Here is a 26352-nt window from a genome sequence, read left to right as displayed (position 1 = left end):
TTCGCAGTTTCACCAATCCTCTTCCAAGTATGTTACGTTGAAAGGTTACAACAATCCAGCACTTTCCATTTGGTTGACATGGTCAATGATCGTTTCCTTTAACGAACGATAGGTGAGTCCTAAATCCGATTTGCTGTATTCATTACTTAAGTTTAAAGGTTGCCCAATATTATTTTTTGTATAACCCCAGGATAAACCAAAAAATGGACCAATGAGATAAACGAGTGCTTTTCGAAGTGTACCAGTTGGAACGGAATATTTGTTTCCAAAATTTTCCTTAATGATTTTTGCAAAACCTAACATAGGTAAAACTTCGGCAGAAGTGATATGCCTTCCTTTCGCATTGGGATTAAATCCTGCTAAGATATGAGCTTTTGCAACATCTCTTACATCCACAAATCCCATTTTTGTATCGGGAACACCCGTACGAAAAATCCCTTTTAACATGTTTCGCATAAACTCAACACTAGTTCCATCCAATCGTTTGGAAACTGATGGGCCCATCACAAAGGAAGGATTGATGACAACTAAATCCCAACGTGATTGTTTCTTTTGAATTTCCCATGCTTCTTTTTCAGCCAATGTTTTGGAATAAGCATATGGTTGGTGAGTCAAACTACTTGTTGTATTCCAATGATCTTCTGTAAATGTTTGGTTAGGAACTAACAAAGAATCTATATTGTCTCCATGAATGGCGGCAACACTCGATGTCAAAACAACTCGTTTGACTGATGGGATTCGATTACATGATTCCAGAACATTCCTTGTCCCTTGTAACGCGGGATCAATTAATTGTTTTTTTGCATCTTTGACACCTGCCACAAAAAAAGGTGATGCAGTATGGATGACCAACTCGGCACCTTCTATGGCTTTATCAAAACTACCATCCATCATTAAGTCAGCTTCAAACAAAGTTAGATTGTCTTTGAACTTTTCTTTTAGGTCCAATAAATGTTGAATTTTTGAAGTATCTTTTATACTTCGAATAGTAGTTTTAACTTTCTTTCCATCTTCTAACAAATATTTAACGATCCAGGAAGCAATGTATCCTGAACCTCCAGTGACAACAACGGGCATTTCTGCATTGATCGATTTCATATTACGATTTAGACTCAATTCCTTCCTTTTTCGAATGTAAATTGAATGGGATCATACAAAACAAAAATTGCCTTTGTTTGTTTTTGTTTGGCGAGACCCGGTGGGCCCGGGCTTTTCCGGAGTCCGCGTTCGCTCCCGTTTCACTTTTCCACACAGTGGCAAAGTGAAACCAAGTCCTCCAAATCCCTCTCGCTTGCAAATCAAAGTTAAATGGTAGTCTTGCGCCCCGGATCGCAGCGGAAATCCTTTGTGAAACAAAGATTGAAGCGTAGAGCCGGTAATGGCGCCCCAAAAAAATTATTCGACATGAAATAAATTTCATTTAGAGTATTAAAGAATTTCTAGTTATAGGTTACCCATGAATCGATTGATCCAACACACCTTTTTCATTATTTGTTCACTGATTTTCTTCCAATGTTTAGGAAGCAGAAGGCCTCTTGTGCCTGGTTATGTAGACCCACAAGGAAATACTCGTAATGTAAGTGTTGGCAATCGATATATGGTAGCTACAGGAAATCCAATAGCCACAAAAGCAGCGATCAAAGTATTGGAAGAGGGTGGTAATGCAGTGGATGCTGCTGTTGCAGCCTTATTAGTGTTAAACGTAACAAATGGTGAAGCCGCTAGTTTTCCATCTGTTGCACCAACATTAGTTTACGATAAAAAATCGGGGCAAGTAAAAAGTTATATAGGAGCAGGTACAGCTCCAAAAAAAGCAACAATACAGTGGTTTAAAGAGAAAGGTTATGAGGTGATGCCAAAAAATTCTATCTTGTCACAATTGTTGCCCGCATCACCGGATGTCATCGTACGTTTGTTACAGGATCATGGAACCAAATCATTTTCCGAATTAGTGGAACCAGCAATACGAACGGCAGAAGAGGGTTTCCCAGCAAACAAAATCCTTGTGAAGAATTTAGATTTGCCACTGTATAAAAGATTGGGTTTTACAATTTTAATGCCATATAACTCCGAAGTGTATTTAGAAAAAAAATGGTGGTATTCCATTCGTGAAGGTGAACTAACAAAACGAAGTGATTTAGCTAGTACCTGGAAGTTGATGGCAAATGAAGAGAAATTAGCACTTAAAAATGGAAATTCCAGAAAACAAGCATTAGAAGCTGTAAGAAATTATTTCTATAAAGGTCCAATATCCGATGTGATTGTCAAACTTCACGAAGAAAAGGGTGGTTTGTTTACTAAGGAAGATCTCACAAATTATTCTGGAGGATGGGAAAAACCAGTTGTAGGTGAGTTTCGTGATTACCAAATTTTAGCAAACCAAACTTGGACACAAGGTCCTATTGTTCCGATGGTTATGCAGATGTTAGATGGTATCGACTTAAAATCTATGGGCCATAATTCTCCTGAATACATCCATACTGTCTCACAAGCCATTGAACTTGCCATTGCTGACCGTGAAACGTATTTTGGGGATCCAAAGTTTGTTGATGTCCCAATGGATGGATTGTTATCAAAACATTATGCGAAAATGAGACGTTTACTTTTCCAAAAATCTGCATTTGGGAAAACTCCTCCTTATGGTAATCCTTGGTTGTATTCCAAACAGAAACCCAAGTCCACAAAAACACCTGCTAACAATGAAGAGAATCATTCCGTAAGTGAAATCAAATATGGAAAAGATACTACGTATATAAGTATCGTTGATTCATTTGGAAATGCAGTGTCCTTAACTCCAAGTGATTTTCCTCAGTCACCGATGGTTCCTGGAACAGGACTAACCCTTGGCATACGGATGACTCAATTTCGTTTGGATCCAAATCATCCATCCTCGATTGTCCCTGGCAAACGGCCTCGAATTACACCTAACCCAGGTATGGTTTTAAAAAATGGAAAGTTATGGATGAGTTTTGGAACACCTGGTGGTGATGTACAAAGCCAAGCAATGATTCAGTTTTTTTTAAACATTGTTGTGTTTGGAATGGACCCTCAAAAAGCAGTCGAAGCTCCGAGGTTTCGTTCCGTCAATTGGCCCGATAGTTTTTCTCCACATGTTTACCGGCCAGGAGGAATCGAATTGGAATCATCTTTATACCAAGCGGTTTCCGATTCATTGAAGGAAAAAGGGTATAAGGTGTATGAAAAAGGAAATTTTGATAATGATTTTGGTGCTGTATGTGCTGTGTTAAATGACGCTAAGAACAGAAGATTATTAGGTGTTGCGGACCCGAGAGAAGTATCATGGGCGGAAGGAAAGTAAGGGTATACAAATGATTCAATGTCCAATGAGAATCCTTTTCATTGGAATTTCTTTATTCTTATTTGTAAAATGTAGTTTTCAGGCTTCTGGAAACTTAAGTTCTTATGAATCATACTTTCCTCATGAAAATCCAAATACAATCATTGGAAAAGGAAAGATCCGGGCCACTTTCTTAGGCACTTCATCGATCCTTTTGGATGATGGTGAAACACAAATTCTGACGGATGGATTTTTTTCGAGACCTTCTTTATGGAAAACTGCCTTTTCTAAAATAGAATCAGATCACCTCCTGATACAATCTGTTCTAGAAAAAGCAAAGATCTACCGATTAAAAGGAGTTTTTGTCTGCCATTCTCATTATGATCATGTAATGGATGCACCTTATGTAGCTAAGTTCACCAATGCAAAGTTATATGGATCTAGTTCCACGATGAATGTTGGTATAGGTGCCGGTTTAAATCAAGAAAATATGGAATTGTTCCAGTTGAGAAAACCAATCAAACTGGGAAAGTTTTCTGTTACCGTTTTAGAATCAAAACACACTCCGCCTTTTAAGATTTTTGGTAAAACAAATGCTACTGACCCAAATTTTCCAGATATCACTTCACCTCTTTCCCAACCTTTAAAAGCAACGGAATACATAGAGGGAGGAACCTTTGATTTTCTCATCCAAAATGGAAAACATAAGATCTTAATCAAAAGTAGCACAAATTATGTGGCGGGTGCCTATGATCGAATCAATGTGGACGTACTATTTTTAGGAATAGCACAATTATCATTACAACCAATCAGCTTTCAAGAATCCTATTATAATGAAACTGTGCAAAAATTAAAACCCCGATTGGTCGTACCCATCCACTGGGATAATTTTTTCTTACCTTTGGCAAAACCATTGGAACCGAATTTAAAATTAGGCGATGATTTTGATTCGAATATGAATCTTTTGTTACAAAGGACTAACAAGGATCAAATCCAAGTTCAGTTATTACAAGGTTTTGAATCCATTGATTTGTTTTAGATGGATTAATTAGTGATTTTTTCTATATACCCTGATGGGTATATAGTCTAATGATTAGGAGGGAGAATATGTCAGAGACCTATCCCAAAAGTTTTGAAACCTTACTCCAAACTCATGAGAAACCAATCCTTGTGGATTTTTGGGCACCGTGGTGTGGACCATGTAAGATGGTGGCACCAGAACTCGAAAAACTTGCCAAAGATTGGAAAGGGAAAGTTTCCATCATCAAAGTGAATACTGATGAAAAACAAGAAATTGCAAACAGATATGGAATTTCCGGAATCCCGACATTTATTTTATTTAAGAATGGGAAAGAAGTTCATCGTATTTCTGGTGCTATGCGAAGTGAAGAGTTTAAAAAAGTCTTCGGTGGTTTCATTTAGCGAATCTTTATTTACGATGGAGCAATCAAAAGAGAATCAGATAGCTTGATTCTGCTGAGGTAATACTTTTTGAAGAAAGTAATCTTTACTCTTTTGTCATTCGTAATGTAACTCTGTAATAATGGCCCCGTCGAAACATCGATTGTCATCGAACGGATCCAAGCTGCATCATCTGCTCTTGGAACAGAACCAATCAATATTTTCATTTCTGGGAAACATTGGAAATTCATCAATTGAGAAACCACTACAAACCCAAATTTCAATATCGAGTTATGTCAAAAAAAACTTTTTCAGAACCAAACCCAAGAACTTCTACTTAATTTATATACCATCGAGGCAGTATAATCAGTCTCATTAAAGAACCACCCTGTTAGATGTTTAAAGTTGACCATCTGGTCAGTTTTTATTTTTATTTGCGTTGCCAAGGACTGGGGAAAACTATGTTCTTAGACCCCTGGAGAATAAGATGAGCTTTGCTGAGCTTTCGATAAAACGACCCATTTTTATTACCTGCACAATCGTTTTGATTTTGATTACAGGTTATCTGTCCTTAAACAAATTGGGAGTCGACTTATTCCCCAATATTACAATTCCAGTCGTAACTGTCACGGTTCCTTACCCTGGAGCGGCACCAAACGAAATCGAAACCTTGATTGCAAAACCAGTCGAAGACGAATTGTCTACGATCTCTGGTGTGAAACGAATCAAGTCCATCTGTAACGAAAGCTTGGGGACTGTAGTTGTTGAATTCACTATGGAAACAGATGTGAAATATGCGGAACAACAGGTTCGTGACAAAGTTTCTGCCGTAAAACCAAAGTTACCCGATGATGCAAAAGAACCTATCATCAGAAGGATCGACCCTGCCGATCAACCAATTATCATCTTAGCGTTAAGAGCGGATCTTCCTGAAGCTCAAATTTACGATATTGCAAATGAAGAGATCAAACAGATATTACTCACAACACAAGACGTGGGAAACATCACCATCTATGGTGGACGAAAAAGAGAAATCCATGTAGAATTGGATCGAGATAAATTAAAATCCCATATGATTTCTGCTTCTATGGTTTCCAATCGTTTGGCTTCTGGTGGAACCAACATCCCAGCAGGTAAAGTAAGCCGCTCCGACAACGAATTAGTTTATAGAACCATCAATGAGTTCAAATCCCCTGATGAAATTCGTGACACACCACTTTCTCTTTTTGGAAACGAAGTACCGATTAAAATAGGTCAGTTGGGAGAAGTAAAGGATACGATGGAAGATGAAGCTTCCCGTGCTTACTTTAACGGAAAAAAGGCGGTCTTTCTTCTTGTATATAAACAATCAGGAGCAAACACTGTTGCCGTTGCTAAGGCGATTAAAAAACGAGCAGCTGATATCAATGCAGATTTAGCAAGACGAAAAGGATCTCTTTTCCTTGCGATCGCAAACGACAACTCAACTGCTATCGAAGACAACATCTATGATGTAAATGAAACAATCTTTATTGGAATTGCCCTTACCATCATCGTAGTATTGTTATTCCTCGGAAGTGTCCGTTCCACGCTGATTACAGGGCTTGCATTACCGAACTCGCTACTTGGAGCCTTTATCTTGATGGCGATTGCAGGTTTTACAGTCAACGTAATGACTCTACTCGCACTCAGTTTGGCGGTTGGACTTCTTATCGATGATGCGATTGTGGTGCGGGAAAATATTTTCCGCCATAGAGAGATGGGAAAAACCGCAAGACAGGCATCCATTGATGGAACCAAAGAAGTAACTCTTGCCGTCATCGCAACAACAATGGCGGTCATTGCAGTGTTTATGCCGATCGCGTTTATCAGCGGGGTTGTCGGACAGTTTTTAAGAGAGTTCGGACTTACCATTTGTTTTGCCTTACTCATTTCGCTTTATGATGCCCTTACCATTGCACCTATGTTATCTGCATATTTTGGTGGAGTTGTTGCGGGTCATGGTGGTGGTCACGGAGGAGGACATTCTTCCAAAGAAACAACGACTTCCAAATCTAAGAAAAAATCACAAGATGCCCAACTCGCTTATGTATCTGGTCCCACTGAACCAGGGAAAGTTGCTCAGGTATTGACCTTGATTTTTACCCCCGTTCGCATCCTTCTAAATGTATTGAATTTTGGATTGGAAAAAGTTTTGGATGTTTTCAACAGATTTCAAACAAGACTAGAAAATCTTTATGCAAAAATATTAAAATTCACTCTTCGTTTTCCCCTTTTAATTATCTCTGGTGCAATTTTTCTATTCGTATTCAGTATCTTTCTTACCAAGTTTATTACAAAAACTTTCTTACCAGCACAAGATCAAGGTAAGTTCCAAGTGACATTGGACATGCCACCTGGCACTTCGGTTGATAAGATGGCTACAGTTGCAAAAGAAGTGTATGAAAAAATTTCTGCACATAAAGAAACAAAACAAGTAGCAATGTTCAATACAAACCGAACCACTTCTATGTTTGTGCAAATGGTTCCTTCAAAACAAAGAAAAGTAAATACAAGCCAATTCAAAGATGTTTTAAGAAAGGAACTGGCAGTCACTCACCCTTACGCGACTCCCATCGTAAAAGATATTGATAATGTCGGCGGGGGACAAAGACCTTTCGTACTGGTTGTGAGTGGACAAAAAGGTGAGGACGTACAAGAATACGGTTTAAAACTTTTAGAAAGACTAAAAAAATCAAAAGCTTTACTCGACGTCGATACAAGTTACAGAGCAGGTTCCCCTGAATTTCGAGTGATTCCTGATCGCGCCAGAGAAGTAATGTTAGGTGTTTCTGGATCAGCAATTGGTATGGAACTTCGAACTTTGATCGAAGGAACAACTCCCGCTGTATATAGACAAAATGGTGTGGAATATGATATCAGAGTTCGACTCAAAGAAGGCCAAAGAAACTTAAAAGAAAGTTTCTATCAATCGTATGTGCCGAACTTCAACAACATCATGATTCCAATCAAAAACGTTGCTACTTCCGAAGAAACAACGGGACTTGCGACAATCAACAGATTGAACCGAAACCAGTCTTTGGAGATTTATGCAGACATGGCTCCGGATGGTCCAGGAATGGGTGGTGCGATTGAAGAGATAACCAAAATCACGACAACGGAACTTCCTCTTCCTTCTACAGTAAGAATTAATTATCTTGGGCAAGCCGAAAACTTCAAAGAGTTAGGTTCGTCGATGGCGATTGCGATGGGACTTGGTATCCTATTCATCTACATCGTACTTGCTTCTCTCTATGAAAGTTTCATCACTCCGATTGCCATCATGTTAGTATTGCCGCTAGCGTTATGTGGTGCCTTCATTGCACTTTTCCTAGCCAACGAGTCGATGAATCTTTTTTCCATGATTGCGCTGATTATGCTCATCGGTGTCGCTACCAAAAACTCAATTTTACTCGTGGATTTTACAAACCAGTTGATCCAACAAGGAACTGAGATGAAAGAAGCGATCATTGAAGCGGGCCGAGAAAGACTTCGCCCGATTCTCATGACCTCATTCGCGTTAGTTGCTGGATTTTTACCGATTGCCATCGGTTTGAACGAAGCTTCTAAACAAAGAACCAGTATGGGTTGGGCACTCATCGGTGGTGTGATTTCATCTACGCTACTCACTCTGGTTGTGGTTCCCGCTGCCTTCTCTTATATTGAAAGATTAAACAATTTCATAAGAAGACATTCACCAAACCCAGACGCAAAATAGAATCGTAGAAATTTCATTTAGAAAATTCTTTTCAACAACCCCATGCATTTGGGGTTTGTTGTTTTAAGAGCATCATCCACAAAATAATTGTGATTTTCTGGGCACCATCTCTGGCCATCAGTCGACGAGGGCGCTCCTTCTGTCCAGGGTGCATGTATCAATACATTGTAACCTGAATTTCCAATAAAAAATCTTGAAGATGTTAGAAATAGTATGCAAAATAAAAACCAATGAACCGAATCACAATCTTCATTTGTATGGGAATTTCTTTTTTCTCTTTGGTTGGCGAGCCCAAGGAAAACAAACTGGTTGTTTTAGACCGTAAGGCATATGAACAATCCGTACAAAAAAATTCCAATAAAGAACTCGTTAACTTAGAAACGAAAATTTCTGGCATTACTCTGGATATCAAATATGCCACTACCGATAACTTTACCAAACAAATCATCTATAAAATACCCAAAGCTTTTGCGAGAAAACCAGTCGCAGATGCACTAAAGAAAGCCAACCTTGATTTTTTACAACTTGGCTATTCCATAAAAATTTTTGATGCGTATCGACCTTATGCCGCCACACTCAAATTCTTCGAAATTGTAGGAGATACAAGGTATGTCGCTTCACCTAAAACTGGATCAAAGCATAACAAGGGTTGTGCGATTGATTTAACTCTAGTGGATCAAAAAACAAAAAAGGAACTTCCCATGCCAACGGAATATGATTCCTTTCGAAAGGAAGCTTGGGCCGAAGCTCCCGTTTCCGATCCCGAAATTTTAAAAAATCGTACGATCTTAATAAATACACTTAGCAAATATGGCTTTCGAGTGAACAAAACGGAGTGGTGGCATTTTGACTTTTTGGAATGTAAAGGATTTGAAGTGTTGGACATTCCGTTTGAAGGATTATAAGATTAGTTTTTAGGAGAGTTTGATGTTAAAAAAGTATTTATTCATTACGTTTTTGCTTTTGACTGGATCCTTGATTGCCCAATCCAAAGGGATTACTTCCTTTGAAGAAAACGGTTTGTTTGGTTTCAAAGACAAAAAAGGCAATGTCATCATCAAACCTCAGTACGAACAAGCCATGGAATTTACCAAATCGGGTGTCGCTTTCGTAGTTTCGAAAAACAAATGGATTTGTATCAATACAAAGAATCAATTTTTATTAGAAACTTTTCTCTATGACAATGGCCCCGATTACATTGTTGGATCGCTCGCACGGTATGTGGAAGAGGGAAAGATGGGTTTTCACAATGAACGTTGCCAAAAGGCTATCGAGGCAAAGTTTGATTTTGCCTACCCTTTTGAAAATGGAAATGCCATTGTATGTAACGGATGTCAGCTGCAACCTGACGGGGAACACAAAAGAATTGTGGGAGGGAAGTACGGAATCATAAACAAAAAAGGCAAACTAGTCCTTCCGATCGAATATGAAGCAATTCTATCCGTTGATTCTAAAAAACGGAGTGCGGAAGTGAAGCAGGATGGGAAATCAGTGACGGTGAAGTTACAATAGAGGGAACTCGGGGGGAATAGAGCGGATTGGTGTACAATTTTAAAATGGATGATTTAAAAGAAAATAAAAACTAAAATTGACTTCATAATTTCCTTATTGTGATTCGCGCCCACAATCCTTATTTTAAATGCGGAGTCAACACCGGTAAAAAGAAAGAATAATCTTTTTTGCCGACTTGGATCAATCGAAATGTTTCACCTTCAGTTTCTAGATAGATTTTTCCAAAGAACCATCCTTTTTTTGTGCTACAAGTTTTGATCGAATTGAATTCGATTGGAATGTGAGTAGGCTCACTAAAGGCTGGATTCCGTAACAAATGAAATCTTTTATTTGTTAAAACGAATAACCATTTTCCTGCACTGTAGCGTTTCTGTTTGGTTTCCAGAATGCTTATGGTATAACCATCGACGATTTCATCTTCCTCTAAGAATTGGTGGAGGATTTTGAACTCTGGAACGTAGAGGTATAATATATCAATGTTGAGATGAGGAAGGTGAGAGATAAGGGAAAGTATTTGAGATTTGACTGTGTTTTCGCTTAACATGTAGGATTCCTTGGTATCTGTTTTCCATTACTCTATTGAATCTACGATGATTGTTTGTAGTAAGAATATTCCTCAATCAAACACACAGAATCATGAAAAAGTTTTAAATTCATTCCATGACCTGTGTGTTATTAGTTGACTAGACTGCGTTAACGACTAAATCTCCACCAGCTTTTACTTCGCCAGCTTCGTTTTTTGCTTCTACAAGTACGGTTACAGTTTTTTTACCATCTTTTTCAAATTTCTTTTTGATGGTTCCCACAATTGTGAGTTTTTCGCCGAGTTTTGTCATAGCTTTGAATGTCACACCAAAGTATGCGATGTCTTTTTGGTCAGCCCAAGAAGTACAAAGTCTTCCTACTTGTGCCATCACATACATACCATGTGAGATGGTTCCATCGAGTCCTGCTTTTCTTGCGAAATCAGGGTCGTTATGGATTGGGTTAAAATCTCCAGATGCTCCCGCATAACGAACTAAATTTGCGTGTTCGATCACAGGGATATCGAGTGGAGGAAGAGTTTGACCAACTTCTACTTTATCAAATTGAATTTTTGCCATAGTTTGCCTCCTTGGAATTAATCCTTACGAATGAAAATCGCCATCTCTGCTGAAAGGATTGGATCATCTTTTTCATCATAGATTGTTGTTTTGAAAGTTACAATTTCTGCTCTTCCCACTTTTACGTCGGAGATTTCTGATTGTGCGTACACTTTGCCCGGATAAAGGATTTTGTGGTACGTATATTCTTCTTTCAAGTGTAGGATTTTGGAAAGGTCGATACCGAGTTCTGCCATATCGTTCCAAATCTTTGGGTAACCCCAAAACATGATGACGGTAGGGAAAGTTGGTGGAGCAGGAACATCTGAGTATCCTGCTTTTTTTGCTTCTTCTACATCAAAATAGATTGGGTTTTTTTCGTTGATGGCGAGGCAAAATTCTTTAATTTTTCCTCGTTCCACTGTGAAATCAAAACGATCTAGTTTTTTTCCAACTATATCTTTTGTTATTGCCATTGGCATTTTCTCCTTAGTGTTTGTCGATCCATGCAACTAACTCTTTAAAGACGAGAGCTCTGTCTTTAGGAAGTTCGTTCATGGTTTCATGGTATAAATCATCAAAAAGTCTCATGGTTTTGTCTTTTGAGGCTACACGTTCAAATGCATCCACAGTTCCTTCTGGAAGAGCAATTTGATCTTGTTTTCCATGGAACATATAAATAGGAACTTTGATTTTCTCTGCAGATTCCAAAGCAAGTGTGTAACAATTGAGAAGGTAATCACCAAGATACGTACATACATTTCCATGTACGAGTGGGTCTTTGACATAAGCATCCACAACCGATTTGTCACGTGAGATGAGATTCACATTGAGTCCCGTTGGGATGGTGAGTGTTGGCAATGCTTTTGCTAAAAAACCACCAGCTGCTTTTTTGATGTCCATCACAAGGTCAGTTTTGACTTTGATCGGAAGGGCACTACAAATGTAAGCATCCAAATCATTTTGGTAATTGTCAGTAGCTGTATAAAGAAACGTAACCGCAGCTCCCATCGAGTGTCCAAGTAAAGTAACTTTACTGACACCTTCATTTTGTTTGGCGATATCGATGAGTTGTTTTAAGTCTGCAAAAAAATCAGAAAAATGGGTAATGACTCCTCTGCGTCCATCGGATTTACCATGGCCTCGGCAGTCGATGAGGTAAATGGCATAATTACGTTCCGCCATTGCTTCTAACAAAAAATTATAACGTCCGCCGTGTTCCCCAATCCCATGGTGGACGACGAGCACACGTTTGACTCCTGACTTAGGTCGGTAGATCTGGTAATAAATTTTACCACCATCTTTGTTTAGAAAGGTAGACTCCACGCGGGAGTAGGCTTGTTCCCAATTACTCATAGATGTCAAGGATGGACGATGGAAACCTAAAAAGAAACAACTTTTCCTATTCTTAGGAAACCTGTTTTGCAAACTGGTTCCAAATGCGAAAGATCCTAACCTTCGCCCCCATCCTTTGTTTTTGTCTCATTCAGTGTTTGAACAAATCGGAATCCCGTTTCCCAGTGGATTTGGTTTTGGAATTAAAAAATGCTAAGTCCAAATTCAAAATCGGAACAGACAATCGCACATACCATTGGAAAAAAAATCCAGGTAGGCAAAGTGGTCTTCCCCTTTCTCGAAAATGGGAAAATACACAGATCACGTTCAATACGAACAAAGACATTTTTTTAAACCATTCCCTTGATGCCATTTATTTCCCACCAGGCCAAGAATACCAATTTACCCTTCCAAAAGGCACATATAAATTTTCATCGCATGCTGGTTTGTTAGGCGAAAAGGAATTCCAACCTTCTGTCTCCGGAAAATTGAAATTATATACCCAGTCCCAAATCCTCGAAGAATGGGATTTCACTGGAACCACTAGAGAACAATGGAATAAAAAAGAAACGTTAGTTACGCTCGAAGGTGATTTTCGCCTTGTTTGGGAAAGTAAAGATAGTGATTTGTATATCGGCGAACCTTTGTTATATCCAAGCGAATGGTTAGATACACTGGTTTCGGCTCAAAAACCTAAGTCGGTAATCCTCATAGTCATCGATTCTGCAAGGAAGGATTTTATTGGAGCTTACGGTTTTCGCCATTCCGTAACTCCTATCATTGACCAGATGGCAAAAGAATCAGTGTTTTTTGAAAATCCTTTTGCCAATGGAAATTGGACAAAACCTTCCATGATGTCTTTTTTTCATTCCGAATATTCGTCTAACCTTGGTTTGGGGAATTCTTGGTTTTCGACAAAACCATACCAACGAAAAGTGTATTACGGTAAAAAAAGAGACAATTTAGCTAAAACCTTTCGGGAAGCTGGTTATTATTCCAAAACCATTATGAATAATGTTTTCTTTTTGGATTATACAACTGTAGGATTGGATTTGGGGTTTCACAATTCCTACCAAGTCGGGATGGACATTGTGGATACGGAAGTTCTCACAAACCATGCGATTGAGTTTGTGACAGAAAAAAAAGACATCCCTTATTTTTTGCACTTTAATTTGAACACACCTCATGCTTCCTACACACCTCCCCCAGAAGATATGAAGGTTGTGAGAAGTATCATTCCTGATTCGGAATTTTTTCGATATGAATCTCCCGTGCAACGTTACTTAGGTGAGATGCATTATACGGACAGAGAAATTGGCAGGTTAATTGCAAAACTAAAAGAACTAGGAACCTATGATGAGACCATGATCATTGTGACTGGGGACCATGGGGAACTTTTTAGTCCAGAACATGATTATAGTTACCACTTCATTATGCAAACCAGGTTTGGCCATGGGGAAACTCATTATGATGAAGAAATCAATGTGCCATATTTTATCAAACTTCCTAAGTCGATTGTGGATAACATAGGAAAGAACACTCAAATTCGAATTTCTGGCCAGTCTTCTTTGTTATCACTCGCACCAACCATTTTAGGGTTTTTGGATTTATTACCTAAAAATTCGACTTACCAAGGTGTTGATTATGCATCTTGCATTCGAAACTCGACTCCTTGTCCTAAGGAATCCTATATTTATACAGAGGGACGAATGTCAGAATCTGTTAGAACTGAGAATTATAAATACATACGTAGGTATCCAGGTTTCACAACCGTTAGGCGAACTTCAGCAGGTGAACCTCATACCATGGCAGAAGAACTTTACGACTTAAAACAAGATCCTAAGGAATTAAGAAACTTAAGTCTTGAGACAGAAGGAGAAATTCTTTTGCAACAAGCAAGAGCGGACTTCCGACGTGAAAATTTTCTCAAACGGAATGGACTTCGGATTTGGATCCCTCCTTGTGAGGAAACTGTCTGTCGTGATACTATGTCCATGAGTGTACAAGGTTCTGTATATGATTGGATTGCTCCTCCAACTGTCCAAATCGCATCTGGTTCCGCAAAAACAATTTCTGTAACAAAAGAATCGAAGGATCCAAAGGGTACTAATGAATCCAAGGAAGCAAAACAGCCTATGCCCGAGGAAATCATTCTGCGGACAGTAAACCCAGAACTCGGTGCCTTTTTCCAATTCACACGGAATGGAAAAACGATCCCTGTTCGTTTTGGAAAGTATGGTTTGGAATTCCAAAAGTCCATGACTCACATCGAAGACTTGATTATATCAGAACGACAACCTGATGGTTTGTACGCATCTCCTCTTCCATGGGTTTATAACGATGGAGCATTCAGTGGATCCGGTGAGTCCGAAGTACAAAAAGAGATGGGAAAGGAAGTGAAAAAAATATTAGAAACCTGGGGATACATTCACGAATAATTGCTCGTAGGGAATATGGCTTTTTCCTTAGTCTAATTACACAGTTCTATGAAAGATACCTTTATCGCTCCTCGTTTTGAATTTCCTGTTGCTTTGGGATTGGATTTGGGTTTTCCCATTCTCACAAAACTTTTTATTAACTTGGATGGAGTGGTGATTTCGAAAGAAGATGAAATTCGCCTGAAAGAAACAAAAGATAAACGAGTTGTGTATCTTTTTAACCAACCCACGGATATGGAATCCATCATCGCTTATCAAGTTGCCAATTCCATTGGAACAAGATTTCATTACATGGCATCACGTAGTATTTTCAATTGGGGATTTGGAATTGTAGGTGAACTCATCAAACGTGTTGGAGCATTTTCGGTTTTACATGGAAGTTCCAATCGAAAGATGATTCGAACCACCAAACAAATATTATCCGAGAATAGCGGAAAACTCGTAATGTATCCTGAAGGGATTATGTCAGGAGAAAATGATAATTTGGTTTCCTTTTTACCGAGTACGGCCCAACTCATTTATTGGGGATTAGAAGAAGCCAAAAAAAAGGATCCCCATGCGGAACTTTATTTACAACCAACCTTTGTGAAATATAAAATTTCTGGCACAAGAGATTCCATATTAAAAGACATTGAAACATCTTTATCACGGATCGAACGTAAGTTAAAGTTGTACCCAGGTGGAAGGACAGTGCTTCGCAGGTTTTTGACTGTGGGTCGTGTGATGTTAGAAGAAACGGAATTTGAACTTGGGATCCCAAAATCAGAAATCAATGGAAAGGATTTTGATTATCGATTGGGAAGGGCAAGGCACACTGCTTTGAACTTGGCAGGTCAGATCTTACATATCAAATTCCAAGATTCAGACAATGCCATCCAAAAGATCCGAATTTTATTCCATGCTTTGGACCGAATTGATGCGGGCATTCCATTGGAATCTACCCCCAAACACCTAACGGATCAAAATATTCGCCGAGCCAAACAATTGGTAGAGACAGCCTATGCATTTCTTATCACCCAACCCAAAAATCTCATCCAATGGCCGTCAGCAGAACGCCTTATGGAATGGATATGTAGTTTTGAAAGGCATATATTCGGAAAATCAGAAATGAGAGCAAAAAAAGCGTATGTTTACGCATCGCGTTCCATTCCGCTTGCTCCTTATTTTGAAAAATACAAAACAAACAAAAAAGATAGTTATCCTTTGTTACTTGGTGATATCAGAAAGGAAATGGAAAAACTGATGGAACGTGGCAAAAAGGAAAGTGAACCTTTGGTCCCACCTTATTCAGTAGGACTTGATTTACAAATTGGTTAATCGAGAACGAGTGTGATTTCTACCCTTCTGTTTTTGTGACGATTTTCTTCTGTATCGTTTGGCACGACAGGTAAATCATCAGCATACCCTCGAAAGGAAATTTGTTTTTCATCCATTTTGTAATTATCAACTAATGAATGTAAAACGGACTTTGCCCTCTCTTCAGATAATTTTTGATTGTACTCTTTTTTTCCAATATTGTCCGTATGACCAGAAACTCTGATTTCACGATCGGGGTATTTTTTTAAAATTTCTGCAATTTTGGCAACTGCGGATTCTGCATCAGGTTTTAATTTACTATCATTAAAATCAAATAAAATGGAATCCAATGAAAACACGATCCCATCTTCGGAAGTACGTACTTTTACAGGCAATTGGTCTGCAATTTTGTTTGGGTCTTCACCTTCCGTAATGGGAGTGGAAAGCGAATTTGGATCTGGATTTTGATTCCCTGGTTGATACGAAGGTCCAATTGGAACACCATTTGGGTATCCATCTTTTGTATAACCTACAATCAAATCATTTAGGATATCTTCACGAATGGACTCTTTATCTTTTGCATTCACTTTGTTCCGTAAAAAATAAACACCTTTGATATGAAAGTTTGCTTCTTGGACTGTGCCATTTGGATAAATGAAGGTATAAGAAAGTTTAACTTCTTTGAATTCGGGAACGCCTTTTGTTGCATTGAAATAAACAGTCCCTGTTGCAAAACCAAATATCTTGTAAGGCACGTTAGGTGCCATCTTGTCTGATTCAGATTTTGAATAAAAAATTGGATATGTGTATGTGATTTTTTCACAATTGCCTGAATAGTTCCCTTCTTTCCATGGAAAAATTCCTTGGAAGGTATATTCGGGTGTGACTTTGACTCGGATACGTTCACTAGAAAAGTCAAAAGACTCTTCAGCTGGTAATTTCCAAACATCGGATACAGAAACCGCATTTTCAGGGAATGATGGAAAACTACGAAGGTTTGGCATGATAAATTCGTTAGGTACTTCATAACGACCATTTCGAAAGAGTGTAAAATCGGATAAAAATTCTTTGTCCTTCCAAAAAGGACCTGAAGTTTTACCATACCTAATATAAGTATCAAACCATGCATTCACCAAACAAGAGTCTTGCGAACATTGTTTGGTTTTCATCACAACTCGGTTTTTATCTTCTCGTTCAACGGTTTTTGTTCCTACACGAAAGAAAACATCATGGTATTCATTCAGTTCCAATACTTGGTTATTGGTCCATTTCCACTGGAACTGGGTTTTTTCAGGCGGGCCTGCAAACAAATCCAAGAATGGTAGGATTGTTACAAAACAAATGAGGATCGAATGGCCTTTGGTCTTCACTTTGCAAAGATCGGGGTTTTTTTCGAAAAACTGAGAGGGGTTTTGGAAAAAACAACGGGTTTTTGCGATTGACGGAGGATTGAATTTGGGCTTTACCTGATTTACGATGAAAAACCTTTCTCTGCTTTTTTACATTTTGATTACAATTAATTTTGTCGCATGTAAGGACAAACAAACCCTTAAAGTTGCTGGATCAGAAACCATGAATAGTATGATGCGATTTTTGGGTACTGAATATGAGAAGGTCAATTCAAATGTTCGTGTAACAGTCGAAGGTGGTGGTTCGGAATCTGGAATTGACCGATTACGAAAGGGAGAAATTGATATGGCAGTTTCTTCTCGAGCACTGAACCAAGCTGAGTATGATGATTTACGAAAAACTGGAAACCTGGAAATTGTACGTCTAGCTTACGACGGTGTGGCTCTTGTTGTGAATCCAAACAACCCTGTTTCCAAACTCCACCTGGTGCAAACATCTGATATTTTTTCTGGGAAAATCAAAAACTGGAAAGAAGTAGGAGGCCAAGATGCACCTATTTCCATCGTAATTCGAAATGACAAATCTGGTACACAAGACTACTTTCAAAATCATATTCTAAAAAGAAGGGATTTGGGTGATAAAGAATTTAATACCTATAAATCCAATGTGTTTTCACCCAATGCTAAAATTGTGAAGGACAATGCTGAAATGGCAAAGTACATCCAAGAAAATCCAAATAGCATCGGTTATATGGGAATGGGTTCTGCTCTTGTGGATCACAAAGATAAGTTAAAAGCACTTGAGTATGCAAAAACATCATCAAAAGATGAACCCTATGTGACTCCATCCATTCGTAATGTTTATGATCGTAAATACAAACTAGCTCGTGAACTATTTATCATCTATAAAACAGACCAAGGTGATAAAATAGATGCCTTCGTGACGTATCTCACAAGCGAACAAGGACAGGTGGCTGTGTTACAATCAGGGTATCTAAGGTCTTCGTTGCCCGAAGTGGAAGTTTCTGCAGAGCCAGTGAAATAGTGGATAGGGAAAAACCACTCAAATTTAAATACGAAACCAAATCGTTTCATACGGTCAGCAATGTTTAGCTGGCCGAAATCTGTTACTATTGGCAAGAAGTAAGACCAGTTGATCCAAAAGTTTCATAAGCTCCAATATTCCAAAGAGTATTCACTGAATTCATTCTAGGTATTTCTTCTTTATCGTTAATAGAAATATTTAACGAAGTAAAATCCGTTGAAAGATCTGTTCCTGCACATATTGCAATAGATGAATTCTGTAGTCTAAAGTCCGTTCCACTTACAAATAATGGATTTTGGGAAATTGATCCACTGCCAGCAACTGCATTTACATAATTTCCTGAGGTATTATTCCAAACATCATTATAAGTTGAAGTTACAACACCATTTGTATTGTGGATTCCATACTGACCGTTTACAATCATATTATTTTTGATTTGAACATTAGTCCCAGTTCCGTTGATTTCAATGTTCTGGCCTCCATTACTCAATGTATTACTAAAAATTTTGACTACTGAGTTTCCCATTACATAAATTCCAGATGTAGAGCCACCTCGGATGACATTGTTGATGATTGATAAAGAAGAATTGTTTACGTAAATTCCGTATGCATGTGGTGAGGTCGACCAAATATCATTATTTAATACTAATGAAGCATCACTGTTTGATATACTAACTCCAGTTGAAGTCGTTGAGACACCATCAATCGTATTGTTGCTTAAGGTAATATTTGAGCGAATGTCGATAGCAATAGAATTCGAACTATTCTTTCCTAGAATATTTAGACCATCAATCTTCATTGATTTGGTGCTATTAGCTTCAATTGTAACAGAAGTATTTGCAGTTCCAATAATTCGCGTTCTATAAGTTAGGTTAGAGCGATCTTTATTATTTCTGTTTTCCCAATTATTAACATCATATCCACCGAATAACGAAATACCGTTAGGAACATTTAGACTTTCGTTGTAAGTGCCTGCAGCAATCTTAATTTGTCCGATTAAATTTTTTGATTTCATAACTTCGATGGCCTTCGAAATCGTCAGGAAAGGTGAATTTTGATCCCCTGAGTTTGAATCCGATCCATTATTATTTCGCACGTAATATATCGCCGAGTTATTTTGATTAGCTGAATTCTCATTATTTACAACTGCTAATAAAATCCCTAGATCAATAATTGAGAGGTTTCCCTTGGTTTTTCCAGGAATACAATTGATTAGACAAAGTAAGATTATTGTTCGTGCTAATAATTCACATATATTTTTCATTTGATGGTAAGTAATTATATAATTATATAAAAATCAATCATTATTTACGCATAACGAGTGAAATGTTATTTAATATGATTAACGAATACCTGGATATTTACTTATTCAGATACTTACATTCCGACACAATTGTCGAAACTTAAATCCATGAGTAGATAGAAATAGCAGGCTGAGTTGAAAGATGCTTATGAAATAAAAAGTTGAGTAATGAAATCCTGGGATTTGCTGTCGCAGGGATTTGCAAGTGTTGCCTCCTTGCAATTTTGAAAAAAAACAAGAACAATTGCCAACCAAATCAATCGAATCTTCATATAACAAATAGTTAGCGATTCATATGCCAATATTACAAGATGTTTTTATAGATTTAAATTTAGTCTCATGAATTGGTTTTTAACTTAAACGTTTCAGGAATACTCCTAAGTGGTCTACCTCCTTTATCCTTTGTTAAAAAGTTGTTTCCACTTGGAAGGTGCTTTTAATTGATTTCGACTTAATTGGAAAACTGGAACGGGTGTGCCTACACCCTTTAAGGTTGCCTTTTGTTTGCGAAAGTAATAACCATGTTGTTTTACTAAATCTTCTGGTCCTGTTGCATTCCAAACAGATTCGCTTAACCAAACTTCACCTGATTTTGCAAGTCCTTGGACACGAGCGGCAATATTCACTGATTGGCCAAAGTAATCGAGTCTTTCGTCATTGACGACTGCTAAAGCAGAACCTTCATTGAGACCTACTTTTAGGCCAATCTCATAACCTTCTTTTTTCCAATCAAAGTTCATCAACTCGATACGTTGCATCATTTCGAGGGCTGCTAATAGTCCTTCCGTGGGAGTGGAAAAAGTTGCCATGATGGCGTCTCCCATCGTTTTAACAATGGCACCTTTGTACTTTCGCACAATCTCTGTTAGGATACGAAAATGTTCCTGAACCAATTTATAGGCAAAGATGTCACCAGCTGTGTCATACATTTCAGTCGAACCTTTTAAGTCTGTGAACATGATCGTCAGTGATTTCACATTCAAGTTTAAATCTGGTGAAAGTTTTTGGATACGAAACAAATCCCGAAAGGACTGGTTATTAAGTAACATCTTCGCTGTGAGAAACTGATGCCGAATGGTTGGGTAGGAATTGGCAATCCTTTCAATTTCTTTAGGATTGGGTGTTAATACATTGAGTCCCACTGTAAACCGAGTGCGGTTATGGATCGTAAAATGGTGATGGCCAGCGGGAATAGTTACCATATTTGGTTTCATACCACTTTCCATTAAGTCAACCAAGTAAGATTGATTATTAGGTGGTAAATTGGGATCAACAGAAAATAAACACATTGTGTTTCTGTCGATGCTTACAAATTGAATGAGATGACCTTGGAGTTCCCCATACTTTGCATCATATTCAAAACTATAAGATCCATCAGGGATTAGTTTCGTATAGTCTTTGATTGAAGATTGGATCCAGTCTTTTAGTTCAGTTGATTTATCAAAATTTTCGGAAAAAAAATAACGAAAGTAATTTGTAACATCAATAAAGGGATCAATTTGATGATTTTGTAACGATGGATGGATTTGAAATGCAACTTCTACTTGGTCATCTAGAAGTGTTGGAACCACAATATTACAAGATACACAATGGAATTCTTTTCCCTCAATTTCATCTAATTTGTGATGGCTGTGAACAATTCCGCCGCACATTGGACAAATCAAATTATAAGCAAAATCGAATAATCCAACCTTTGCTGCATGTACAAAAAAATCTACAGAATCGTTTTCGTCTAACTTATGATCTGTGGCAAATTTGAGAGGATTCACTCTCAGTAATTTCCAATCATCTGAATGGTGAACAAAATTTTCTGCTATTTTTAAAATTTCATGTTTGATTGTTGGAAACGTTTTAAGTGTATCAAATTTTTGTTTTACAATTGCATCTTTCACTCAGTTCCCTCTAACTTCGCAACATATGGTAAATTTCTATATTTCCCTTGGTAATCTAATCCATAACCAACCAGGAATTCGTCCTCAATGATAAAACCTGGATAATCCACAATGATATGTGGATTTGCCTTTTTTTGTTTCCAAAAGAGTGCTGCTACTTTTAGATCTTTTGGATTTTGATTTTGGACTTCTGTGAGCAAATATTCTAATGTTTTTCCTGTATCGACGATGTCCTCAACTAACAAAACTGATTTGTTTTGTACTGATTTTTTGAGTTGTTTGGTGATTTTTAAGTCTCCAGAAGAAGTTCCGTCCCCGTAGGATGACGCGGCCATAAAGTCTACTTCATGTGGGATCAGAATGTCACGACAAAGATCCGCGGTAAAAATGAACCCTCCATTGAGAATTCCAATGACAACCAGGTCTTTGCTTAAAAAATCTCGAGAGATTTCCCGTGCCAATTCTTCGACACGGTGATGGATTCGTTCTTCTGAATAGAGTGGTTTCATTCTTTTCCTATTTGCCCAGGGATCCAGAATACTACTAATTGGCAACTTCCCCAACTAAGATTTTTCCAGGAATCGTCAGAAAAATTGAGTCCGAGAAAGGATGCTGTAGGGAATTTATGGAAGAGGGATTGTTCTTTGTCTCCCAAAACGAGGGCAGAGCCAAATGCTTCCAAACTTGGATTGTGTCCCACTAGGCAAACAGAACGAGTGCTAGATGATAATCCATGCAAAACAAACATAAGATCTTCTTTATCTGCATCATATAAATTTTCACTGATTTCGGGTTTGGGAAATCGAAGGATTTCCTTACGAAGTGAGGAGTAAGTTTTTAAAGTTCGTTCTGCAGGTGAGACCAAACATTGGTCAAACTCAAATCGACTTTCTTTTAAATAGTCACGTAGTGCTTTTGATTGGATTCGACCTCTTCTGGACAAAGATCGATCTAAGTCCGTATCGTAAGGTTCATCCCATTCAGACTTAGCATGCCTGAGTAAATAGATATGTTTCATACGAATAGAGTATTCGAAACAATCCAAAGGGAAATAACGAAATCGCTATTTTTGTATTTCTTTTTCGTATTTGGAAATGAGTTCGTTATTATTTTTACAGGAAAATTTTGTCCGCATTTGGTTTAAATGGTATTCGACTGTTTTCCTGGATTTTTGGATCCGGTCAGCCACTTCGTTTTGAGAAAGTCCTTGGACTAAGAGGTTTAGGATTTCCATTTGGAATGGTGAAAATGGAAGTTGAACTTTACTCACTCCATCCGATACAAAAGATCCACCTTTCATCACAAGTTGAATCACTTCAGGGAGTTGCGAAATGGGGTCTGACTTAAGCATGTATCCGTCAGCTTTGGATTTGAGAGCATCTTCCACATACACTCGACTGCCATGTAATGAGAAGATAATTACCTTGGTGGGTTGGTGTTTTTCTTTGATTTCTCGCAAAACATCAATGCCATTACGGTCGGGAAGATCAATATCGAGAACCAACAAATCAATTGGATTTGATTCGATGAATTGAAACAAATCCGCAGCCGTTCGAAATTCTCCGGCAAGGGAAAAGAAAGGATTGGATTTCAGGATAGATATGATTCCTTCAGTGACAACGGAATGGTCTTCTAAGATGGCAATTTTAACGGATTCCACAACCTTATGATTTTCAGAGTCTCCTTCTCATCTATCCAAAAATCTTTTTCTGCCACAGTAAAATTTTGTCGTTATCCCTTAATTTTTGGATTGGTCCTTCTCTTCACCTCTTCCTGCCACTTAGAACTCTCCCCAACCTTACTTGCAAAAGATGGTGTTTTGGATGGCCGGAATCTGAAATTGGCAACGGACACAGTGAACCTAATTGGGAAATGGGAATTTTACTGGAATGAATTTTTAGAACCAAACTCTCCTTCTCCTAACAATCGATCTTTTATGCAAGTGGGTGTTCCTTGGTTTTCCCAACACAATGAAGATGGGGAAGATTATCCAAGTTTTGGTTATGCTACCTATCGATTGACAATCCTTTTGCCCGAAGGAGAAACCACTCAAGAACCATTCGCTCTTCTTGTGCCCGTACTTCATAGTGCTTACAAAATATATGCAAACGGGTCATTGGTCGCTGAAAATGGATCCATTGGAAAAAATAGTGAAACTCATGTTCCATCCTTTCATACCAAAATTGTCCCTATATTAAATGGTAAAGAAAAAGTAGATTTGGTGATCCATATATCCAACTTCTCCCATAAATTTGCAGGGATTCATGGGATCATTCGATTTGGAAAATTACAAAACATAATCCAAGTTTGGAACAATTACAATTCTGCTTCTTGTATCATTTTAATTTTTATGGGAATCCTTTCCATTTATCATGCGTTAGTGTATTTGATCAATCGATCAGAAAAAAATGCATTACGAATGTCATTTGTTTATTTGGGAATTTTGATTCTTAGTGCTACACTAACAGAAACAAGAATCCTCTTTAACTTTTTTTCAGATGATTACTGTATCCCTTTGTTTCGGTTTTCAAGAATTGGTTTTGTAATCGTTTTGTTTTTTGGAGGGAGTGTTTTATTAAATTTAGCACAAATGCGTATCTTTAAAAAAATGTTAGTGTTATTGAAAGTATACTCACTTACATTTCTATTGGTCTCAATTTTAACACCTATAAAACATTTAGCTTTAGTCAGTTATTATTTTGAGTATCTATCGGCGATTTTTGTTCTATTAGGCTTGTTTTCAGTTTCACTTGCATTGTATTTCCAAAGAAAAGAAAGTAAATTGTATTTTTTTAGTTTGTTTCTCGCAGTATTAGGTGGTGTCATTGATATCATTTTAATTTCCCATCCTAATTTTGGTTTTAGACCTATGGGATTATTTTCTTTGTATTTTTTTATCATTCCACAAACACTTGGTGTGACATTTGGACTCGTTCGTGTTTACAAACGATCTGAGTCTATCTCGAAAGAACTATACAAAAGAAAGGAAGCTCTTGAGAAAAAAGTCAAAGCCCGAACTGCTGAATTGGAAAAGGCAAACCGATGGAAGGCTAATTTTGTTTCCTTAATTTCACATGACCTACGTTCGCCGCTCAATAGTGTGAACCAAATTTTAGATGTGATCGATTTTAGTTTTAGTGAAACATCAGAAGAGGAAAAAAAGAAATTTTTAGAAATTTGTAAAACTGGTGTGACCCAATCTATAAAAATGTTGGAACAACTTTTGGATGTAAGTCGATTTGATGCATTTGGAACCAAACTGATGCAAACTCGGTTTTCAGTGAATGAGTTGTTAAACGAAATCATTGAATCAGTGGAACCATTGGCAACATTGAAAGGAATTCGAATCCAAAAAGATACACCCATCCAAGCAGAAATTATAGCCGATCGGATTTTGATTGGAGAAGTGTTTAAAAATATTCTAACAAATTCTATTAAATATTCATACCTCAATTCTGAAGTTTGGTTAGGTGTTTCTTTCAAAGGAAAATGGCTTTCTGTTGAAATTCGTGATCGTGGTCTTGGAATGAGTGAGGAACAAATTCATAAATTAACTGGGGAAGAAAATATCAAAAGTACCCCAGGAACAGCCGGTGAACGTGGAACTGGTCTCGGCTTACGATTGTGTATGAATATCTTAGAGGCACATTTTGGAAAACTGAGGATTAAATCAGTTCTTGGCGTAGGTTCCTCATTTGAGATTTCGTTATCAAAAAGTACCAAATCCGTTTTACTTGTTGATGATTCAGGTAATTTTAGATCCGATTTAGCAGAGGTTATGCGAAGAAACCAATGGATTGTAATTGAAGCGGGCAATGGGGAAGAAGCTCTTTCTCATTTGGGAAGGATCACTCCTTCACTTATCATTACTGACTTACACATGCCAGGAATGAATGGAATTTCTTTGATTCATGAATGGGAAGGAAAACGAAATCAAAATCAAAAAATTCCAATCATTCTGATAAGTTCTGATGCACCTCTTTCGGGCGGAAATTCCTTTCTTGAGGAAGAGGGTTTAGAAACAATTGTATCTGCTTATTTATCGAAAATGTACAAAGCAGACGATTTGTGCCAACAGATCGAAATGATTTTAGTGTAACAAACGTTCCATGTGATTTTTGATATGAAGAGTATGGGCTACGTCATATTCTTCCTTCGTAAGATCTCCATACGCAAAATGTGGTCGTAAAGATGACTCTGGTGTTTTGGAAAAAAGTTCAATTGCTTGTAACAATCTTTTGGCACCTACTTTGATTTCAGTTGCATTATTAATTTCTTCAGCACCAGGAATCGGTTCTTCCAATCCATGGTTCATTTTGTTTTTAAAAGCAAAAACAGAAAAAGCAATTTTTCCCACGGACCCTCGGAAGAGAGAAGATTTCATTTCCGGGTATCCCTTCATTGAAAATTCAATACTCTGTGCGCAGTGGGCAAACATCTTACCAACTGACCAATTCCCTTGTAATTTTAATTCGGTGGGTTTTGTTAGATATGCAGAAACCAGTGATTTGTAATCTTCCAAATCTTCTGCTTCTAACCAAGGAGATGTGACTTCACTTGTTATACTTTCTTTCTCTTTTCCATCATTTGATTCTCCGAATAATGGAAGTTGTGCAATGCTAATTGTAAGAGCAGTTCGTTTGATAAATTCTTTACGTTTCATCT

General features: G+C 37.8%; 22 protein-coding genes and 2 pseudogenes. 11 read left to right on the top strand and 13 right to left on the bottom strand.

Features of this window, described 5'->3' with window-relative positions:
• Positions 1-45: 45 nt before the first annotated feature.
• Positions 46-1098, bottom strand: coding sequence for an SDR family oxidoreductase (locus ND812_RS01560; RefSeq protein ID WP_265375887.1), 1053 nt, complete (start codon positions 1096-1098; stop codon positions 46-48).
• 358 nt (positions 1099-1456) lie between these two features.
• Between ND812_RS01560 and ND812_RS01555 the strand changes: the two genes are divergently transcribed.
• From ND812_RS01555 to trxA, 3 genes are all read left to right on the top strand, one after another.
• Entirely contained in the window at positions 1457-3319 is a 1863-nt protein-coding gene (locus tag ND812_RS01555) for a gamma-glutamyltransferase family protein (RefSeq protein ID WP_265373971.1), read from the top strand.
• A gap of 10 nt (positions 3320-3329) precedes the next feature.
• On the top strand, positions 3330-4337 hold the full coding sequence (locus tag ND812_RS01550; protein ID WP_265373970.1) for an MBL fold metallo-hydrolase: 1008 nt from the start codon (positions 3330-3332) through the stop codon (positions 4335-4337).
• A 68-nt stretch (positions 4338-4405) separates the two neighbouring features.
• Entirely contained in the window at positions 4406-4720 is a 315-nt protein-coding gene (trxA, locus tag ND812_RS01545; RefSeq protein WP_100716857.1) for a thioredoxin, read from the top strand.
• An 11-nt stretch (positions 4721-4731) separates the two neighbouring features.
• Here the strand turns inward: trxA and ND812_RS01540 are convergent, their stop codons facing one another.
• Positions 4732-4950, bottom strand: coding sequence for a hypothetical protein (locus ND812_RS01540; RefSeq protein ID WP_265373969.1), 219 nt, complete (start codon positions 4948-4950; stop codon positions 4732-4734).
• Positions 4951-5186: 236 nt separating this feature from the next.
• On the opposite strand from ND812_RS01540, the pseudogene ND812_RS18420 reads away from it, so the two are divergent.
• From ND812_RS18420 to ND812_RS01525, 4 genes and pseudogenes are all read left to right on the top strand, one after another.
• Positions 5187-6738, top strand: a pseudogene (locus tag ND812_RS18420) (efflux RND transporter permease subunit); the annotation flags it as partial.
• A gap of 119 nt (positions 6739-6857) precedes the next feature.
• Positions 6858-8435 (top strand): annotated as a pseudogene (locus tag ND812_RS18415) (efflux RND transporter permease subunit); the annotation flags it as partial.
• Positions 8436-8665: 230 nt separating this feature from the next.
• Complete coding sequence (locus ND812_RS01530; RefSeq protein WP_265373967.1) at positions 8666-9340, top strand: M15 family metallopeptidase; 675 nt, start codon at positions 8666-8668, stop codon at positions 9338-9340.
• A gap of 22 nt (positions 9341-9362) precedes the next feature.
• Positions 9363-9947, top strand: coding sequence for a WG repeat-containing protein (locus ND812_RS01525; RefSeq protein ID WP_265373966.1), 585 nt, complete (start codon positions 9363-9365; stop codon positions 9945-9947).
• 118 nt (positions 9948-10065) lie between these two features.
• Here the strand turns inward: ND812_RS01525 and ND812_RS01520 are convergent, their stop codons facing one another.
• The 4 genes from ND812_RS01520 to ND812_RS01505 form a co-directional block, all read right to left on the bottom strand.
• Positions 10066-10491 carry a PH domain-containing protein gene (locus ND812_RS01520; protein ID WP_265373965.1) on the bottom strand — a complete coding sequence of 142 codons (426 nt, stop codon included), beginning with the start codon at positions 10489-10491 and terminating at the stop codon, positions 10066-10068.
• Between the two features lie 139 nt (positions 10492-10630).
• A complete protein-coding gene (locus ND812_RS01515) occupies positions 10631-11050 on the bottom strand; it encodes a MaoC/PaaZ C-terminal domain-containing protein (RefSeq protein ID WP_100725826.1) in 420 nt (139 codons plus the stop codon).
• Positions 11051-11067: 17 nt separating this feature from the next.
• Positions 11068-11505 (bottom strand): FAS1-like dehydratase domain-containing protein, encoded by a 438-nt coding sequence (locus ND812_RS01510; RefSeq protein WP_015676961.1) that lies wholly within the window; start codon positions 11503-11505, stop codon positions 11068-11070.
• A gap of 13 nt (positions 11506-11518) precedes the next feature.
• Positions 11519-12385 (bottom strand): alpha/beta hydrolase, encoded by an 867-nt coding sequence (locus ND812_RS01505; RefSeq protein ID WP_265373964.1) that lies wholly within the window; start codon positions 12383-12385, stop codon positions 11519-11521.
• A gap of 83 nt (positions 12386-12468) precedes the next feature.
• On the opposite strand from ND812_RS01505, the gene ND812_RS01500 reads away from it, so the two are divergent.
• Together ND812_RS01500 and ND812_RS01495 are read left to right on the top strand one after the other, a co-directional pair.
• Complete coding sequence (locus tag ND812_RS01500) at positions 12469-14802, top strand: sulfatase family protein (RefSeq protein WP_265373963.1); 2334 nt, start codon at positions 12469-12471, stop codon at positions 14800-14802.
• A 48-nt stretch (positions 14803-14850) separates the two neighbouring features.
• Positions 14851-16119 (top strand): lysophospholipid acyltransferase family protein, encoded by a 1269-nt coding sequence (locus ND812_RS01495; protein WP_265373962.1) that lies wholly within the window; start codon positions 14851-14853, stop codon positions 16117-16119.
• Here the strand turns inward: ND812_RS01495 and ND812_RS01490 are convergent.
• On the bottom strand, positions 16116-17468 hold the full coding sequence (locus ND812_RS01490) for an OmpA family protein (protein ID WP_265373961.1): 1353 nt from the start codon (positions 17466-17468) through the stop codon (positions 16116-16118). The genes ND812_RS01495 and ND812_RS01490 overlap by 4 nt on opposite strands.
• 106 nt (positions 17469-17574) lie before the next feature.
• Between ND812_RS01490 and ND812_RS01485 the strand changes: the two genes are divergently transcribed.
• Positions 17575-18492: a phosphate ABC transporter substrate-binding protein gene (locus tag ND812_RS01485; RefSeq protein ID WP_265373960.1), complete on the top strand. Its 918-nt coding sequence runs from the start codon at positions 17575-17577 to the stop codon at positions 18490-18492.
• 85 nt (positions 18493-18577) lie between these two features.
• Here the strand turns inward: ND812_RS01485 and ND812_RS01480 are convergent, their stop codons facing one another.
• From ND812_RS01480 to ND812_RS01460, 5 genes are all read right to left on the bottom strand, one after another.
• Entirely contained in the window at positions 18578-19756 is a 1179-nt protein-coding gene (locus tag ND812_RS01480; RefSeq protein WP_265373959.1) for a right-handed parallel beta-helix repeat-containing protein, read from the bottom strand.
• Positions 19757-20190: 434 nt separating this feature from the next.
• Complete coding sequence (locus ND812_RS01475) at positions 20191-21687, bottom strand: adenylate/guanylate cyclase domain-containing protein (protein ID WP_265373958.1); 1497 nt, start codon at positions 21685-21687, stop codon at positions 20191-20193.
• Positions 21684-22196 carry a hypoxanthine phosphoribosyltransferase gene (gene hpt / locus ND812_RS01470; RefSeq protein WP_265373957.1) on the bottom strand — a complete coding sequence of 171 codons (513 nt, stop codon included), beginning with the start codon at positions 22194-22196 and terminating at the stop codon, positions 21684-21686. Before hpt ends, ND812_RS01475 begins: the two co-directional genes overlap by 4 nt.
• A complete protein-coding gene (locus tag ND812_RS01465) occupies positions 22193-22705 on the bottom strand; it encodes a SixA phosphatase family protein (RefSeq protein ID WP_265373956.1) in 513 nt (170 codons plus the stop codon). Before ND812_RS01465 ends, hpt begins: the two co-directional genes overlap by 4 nt.
• Before the next feature lie 45 nt (positions 22706-22750).
• A complete protein-coding gene (locus ND812_RS01460; protein ID WP_108960612.1) occupies positions 22751-23347 on the bottom strand; it encodes a response regulator transcription factor in 597 nt (198 codons plus the stop codon).
• Positions 23348-23353: 6 nt separating this feature from the next.
• Here ND812_RS01460 and ND812_RS01455 point away from each other — a divergent pair, with 6 nt between their 5' ends.
• Positions 23354-25786, top strand: a complete 2433-nt coding sequence (locus ND812_RS01455; protein ID WP_265373955.1) for an ATP-binding response regulator — start codon at positions 23354-23356, stop codon at positions 25784-25786.
• Here ND812_RS01455 and ND812_RS01450 read toward each other — a convergent pair.
• Positions 25778-26350: a DUF1569 domain-containing protein gene (locus tag ND812_RS01450; protein WP_265373954.1), complete on the bottom strand. Its 573-nt coding sequence runs from the start codon at positions 26348-26350 to the stop codon at positions 25778-25780. The two genes, ND812_RS01455 and ND812_RS01450, sit on opposite strands and share 9 nt — an antisense overlap.
• Positions 26351-26352 lie beyond the last annotated feature (2 nt).

Origin of the sequence: Leptospira limi, from assembly GCF_026151395.1 — a bacterium.
Lineage (GTDB): Bacteria > Spirochaetota > Leptospiria > Leptospirales > Leptospiraceae > Leptospira_A > Leptospira_A limi.
The sequence above is the reverse complement of the archived record's forward strand: the minus strand, read 5'-3'. Positions and strand labels throughout refer to the sequence as shown.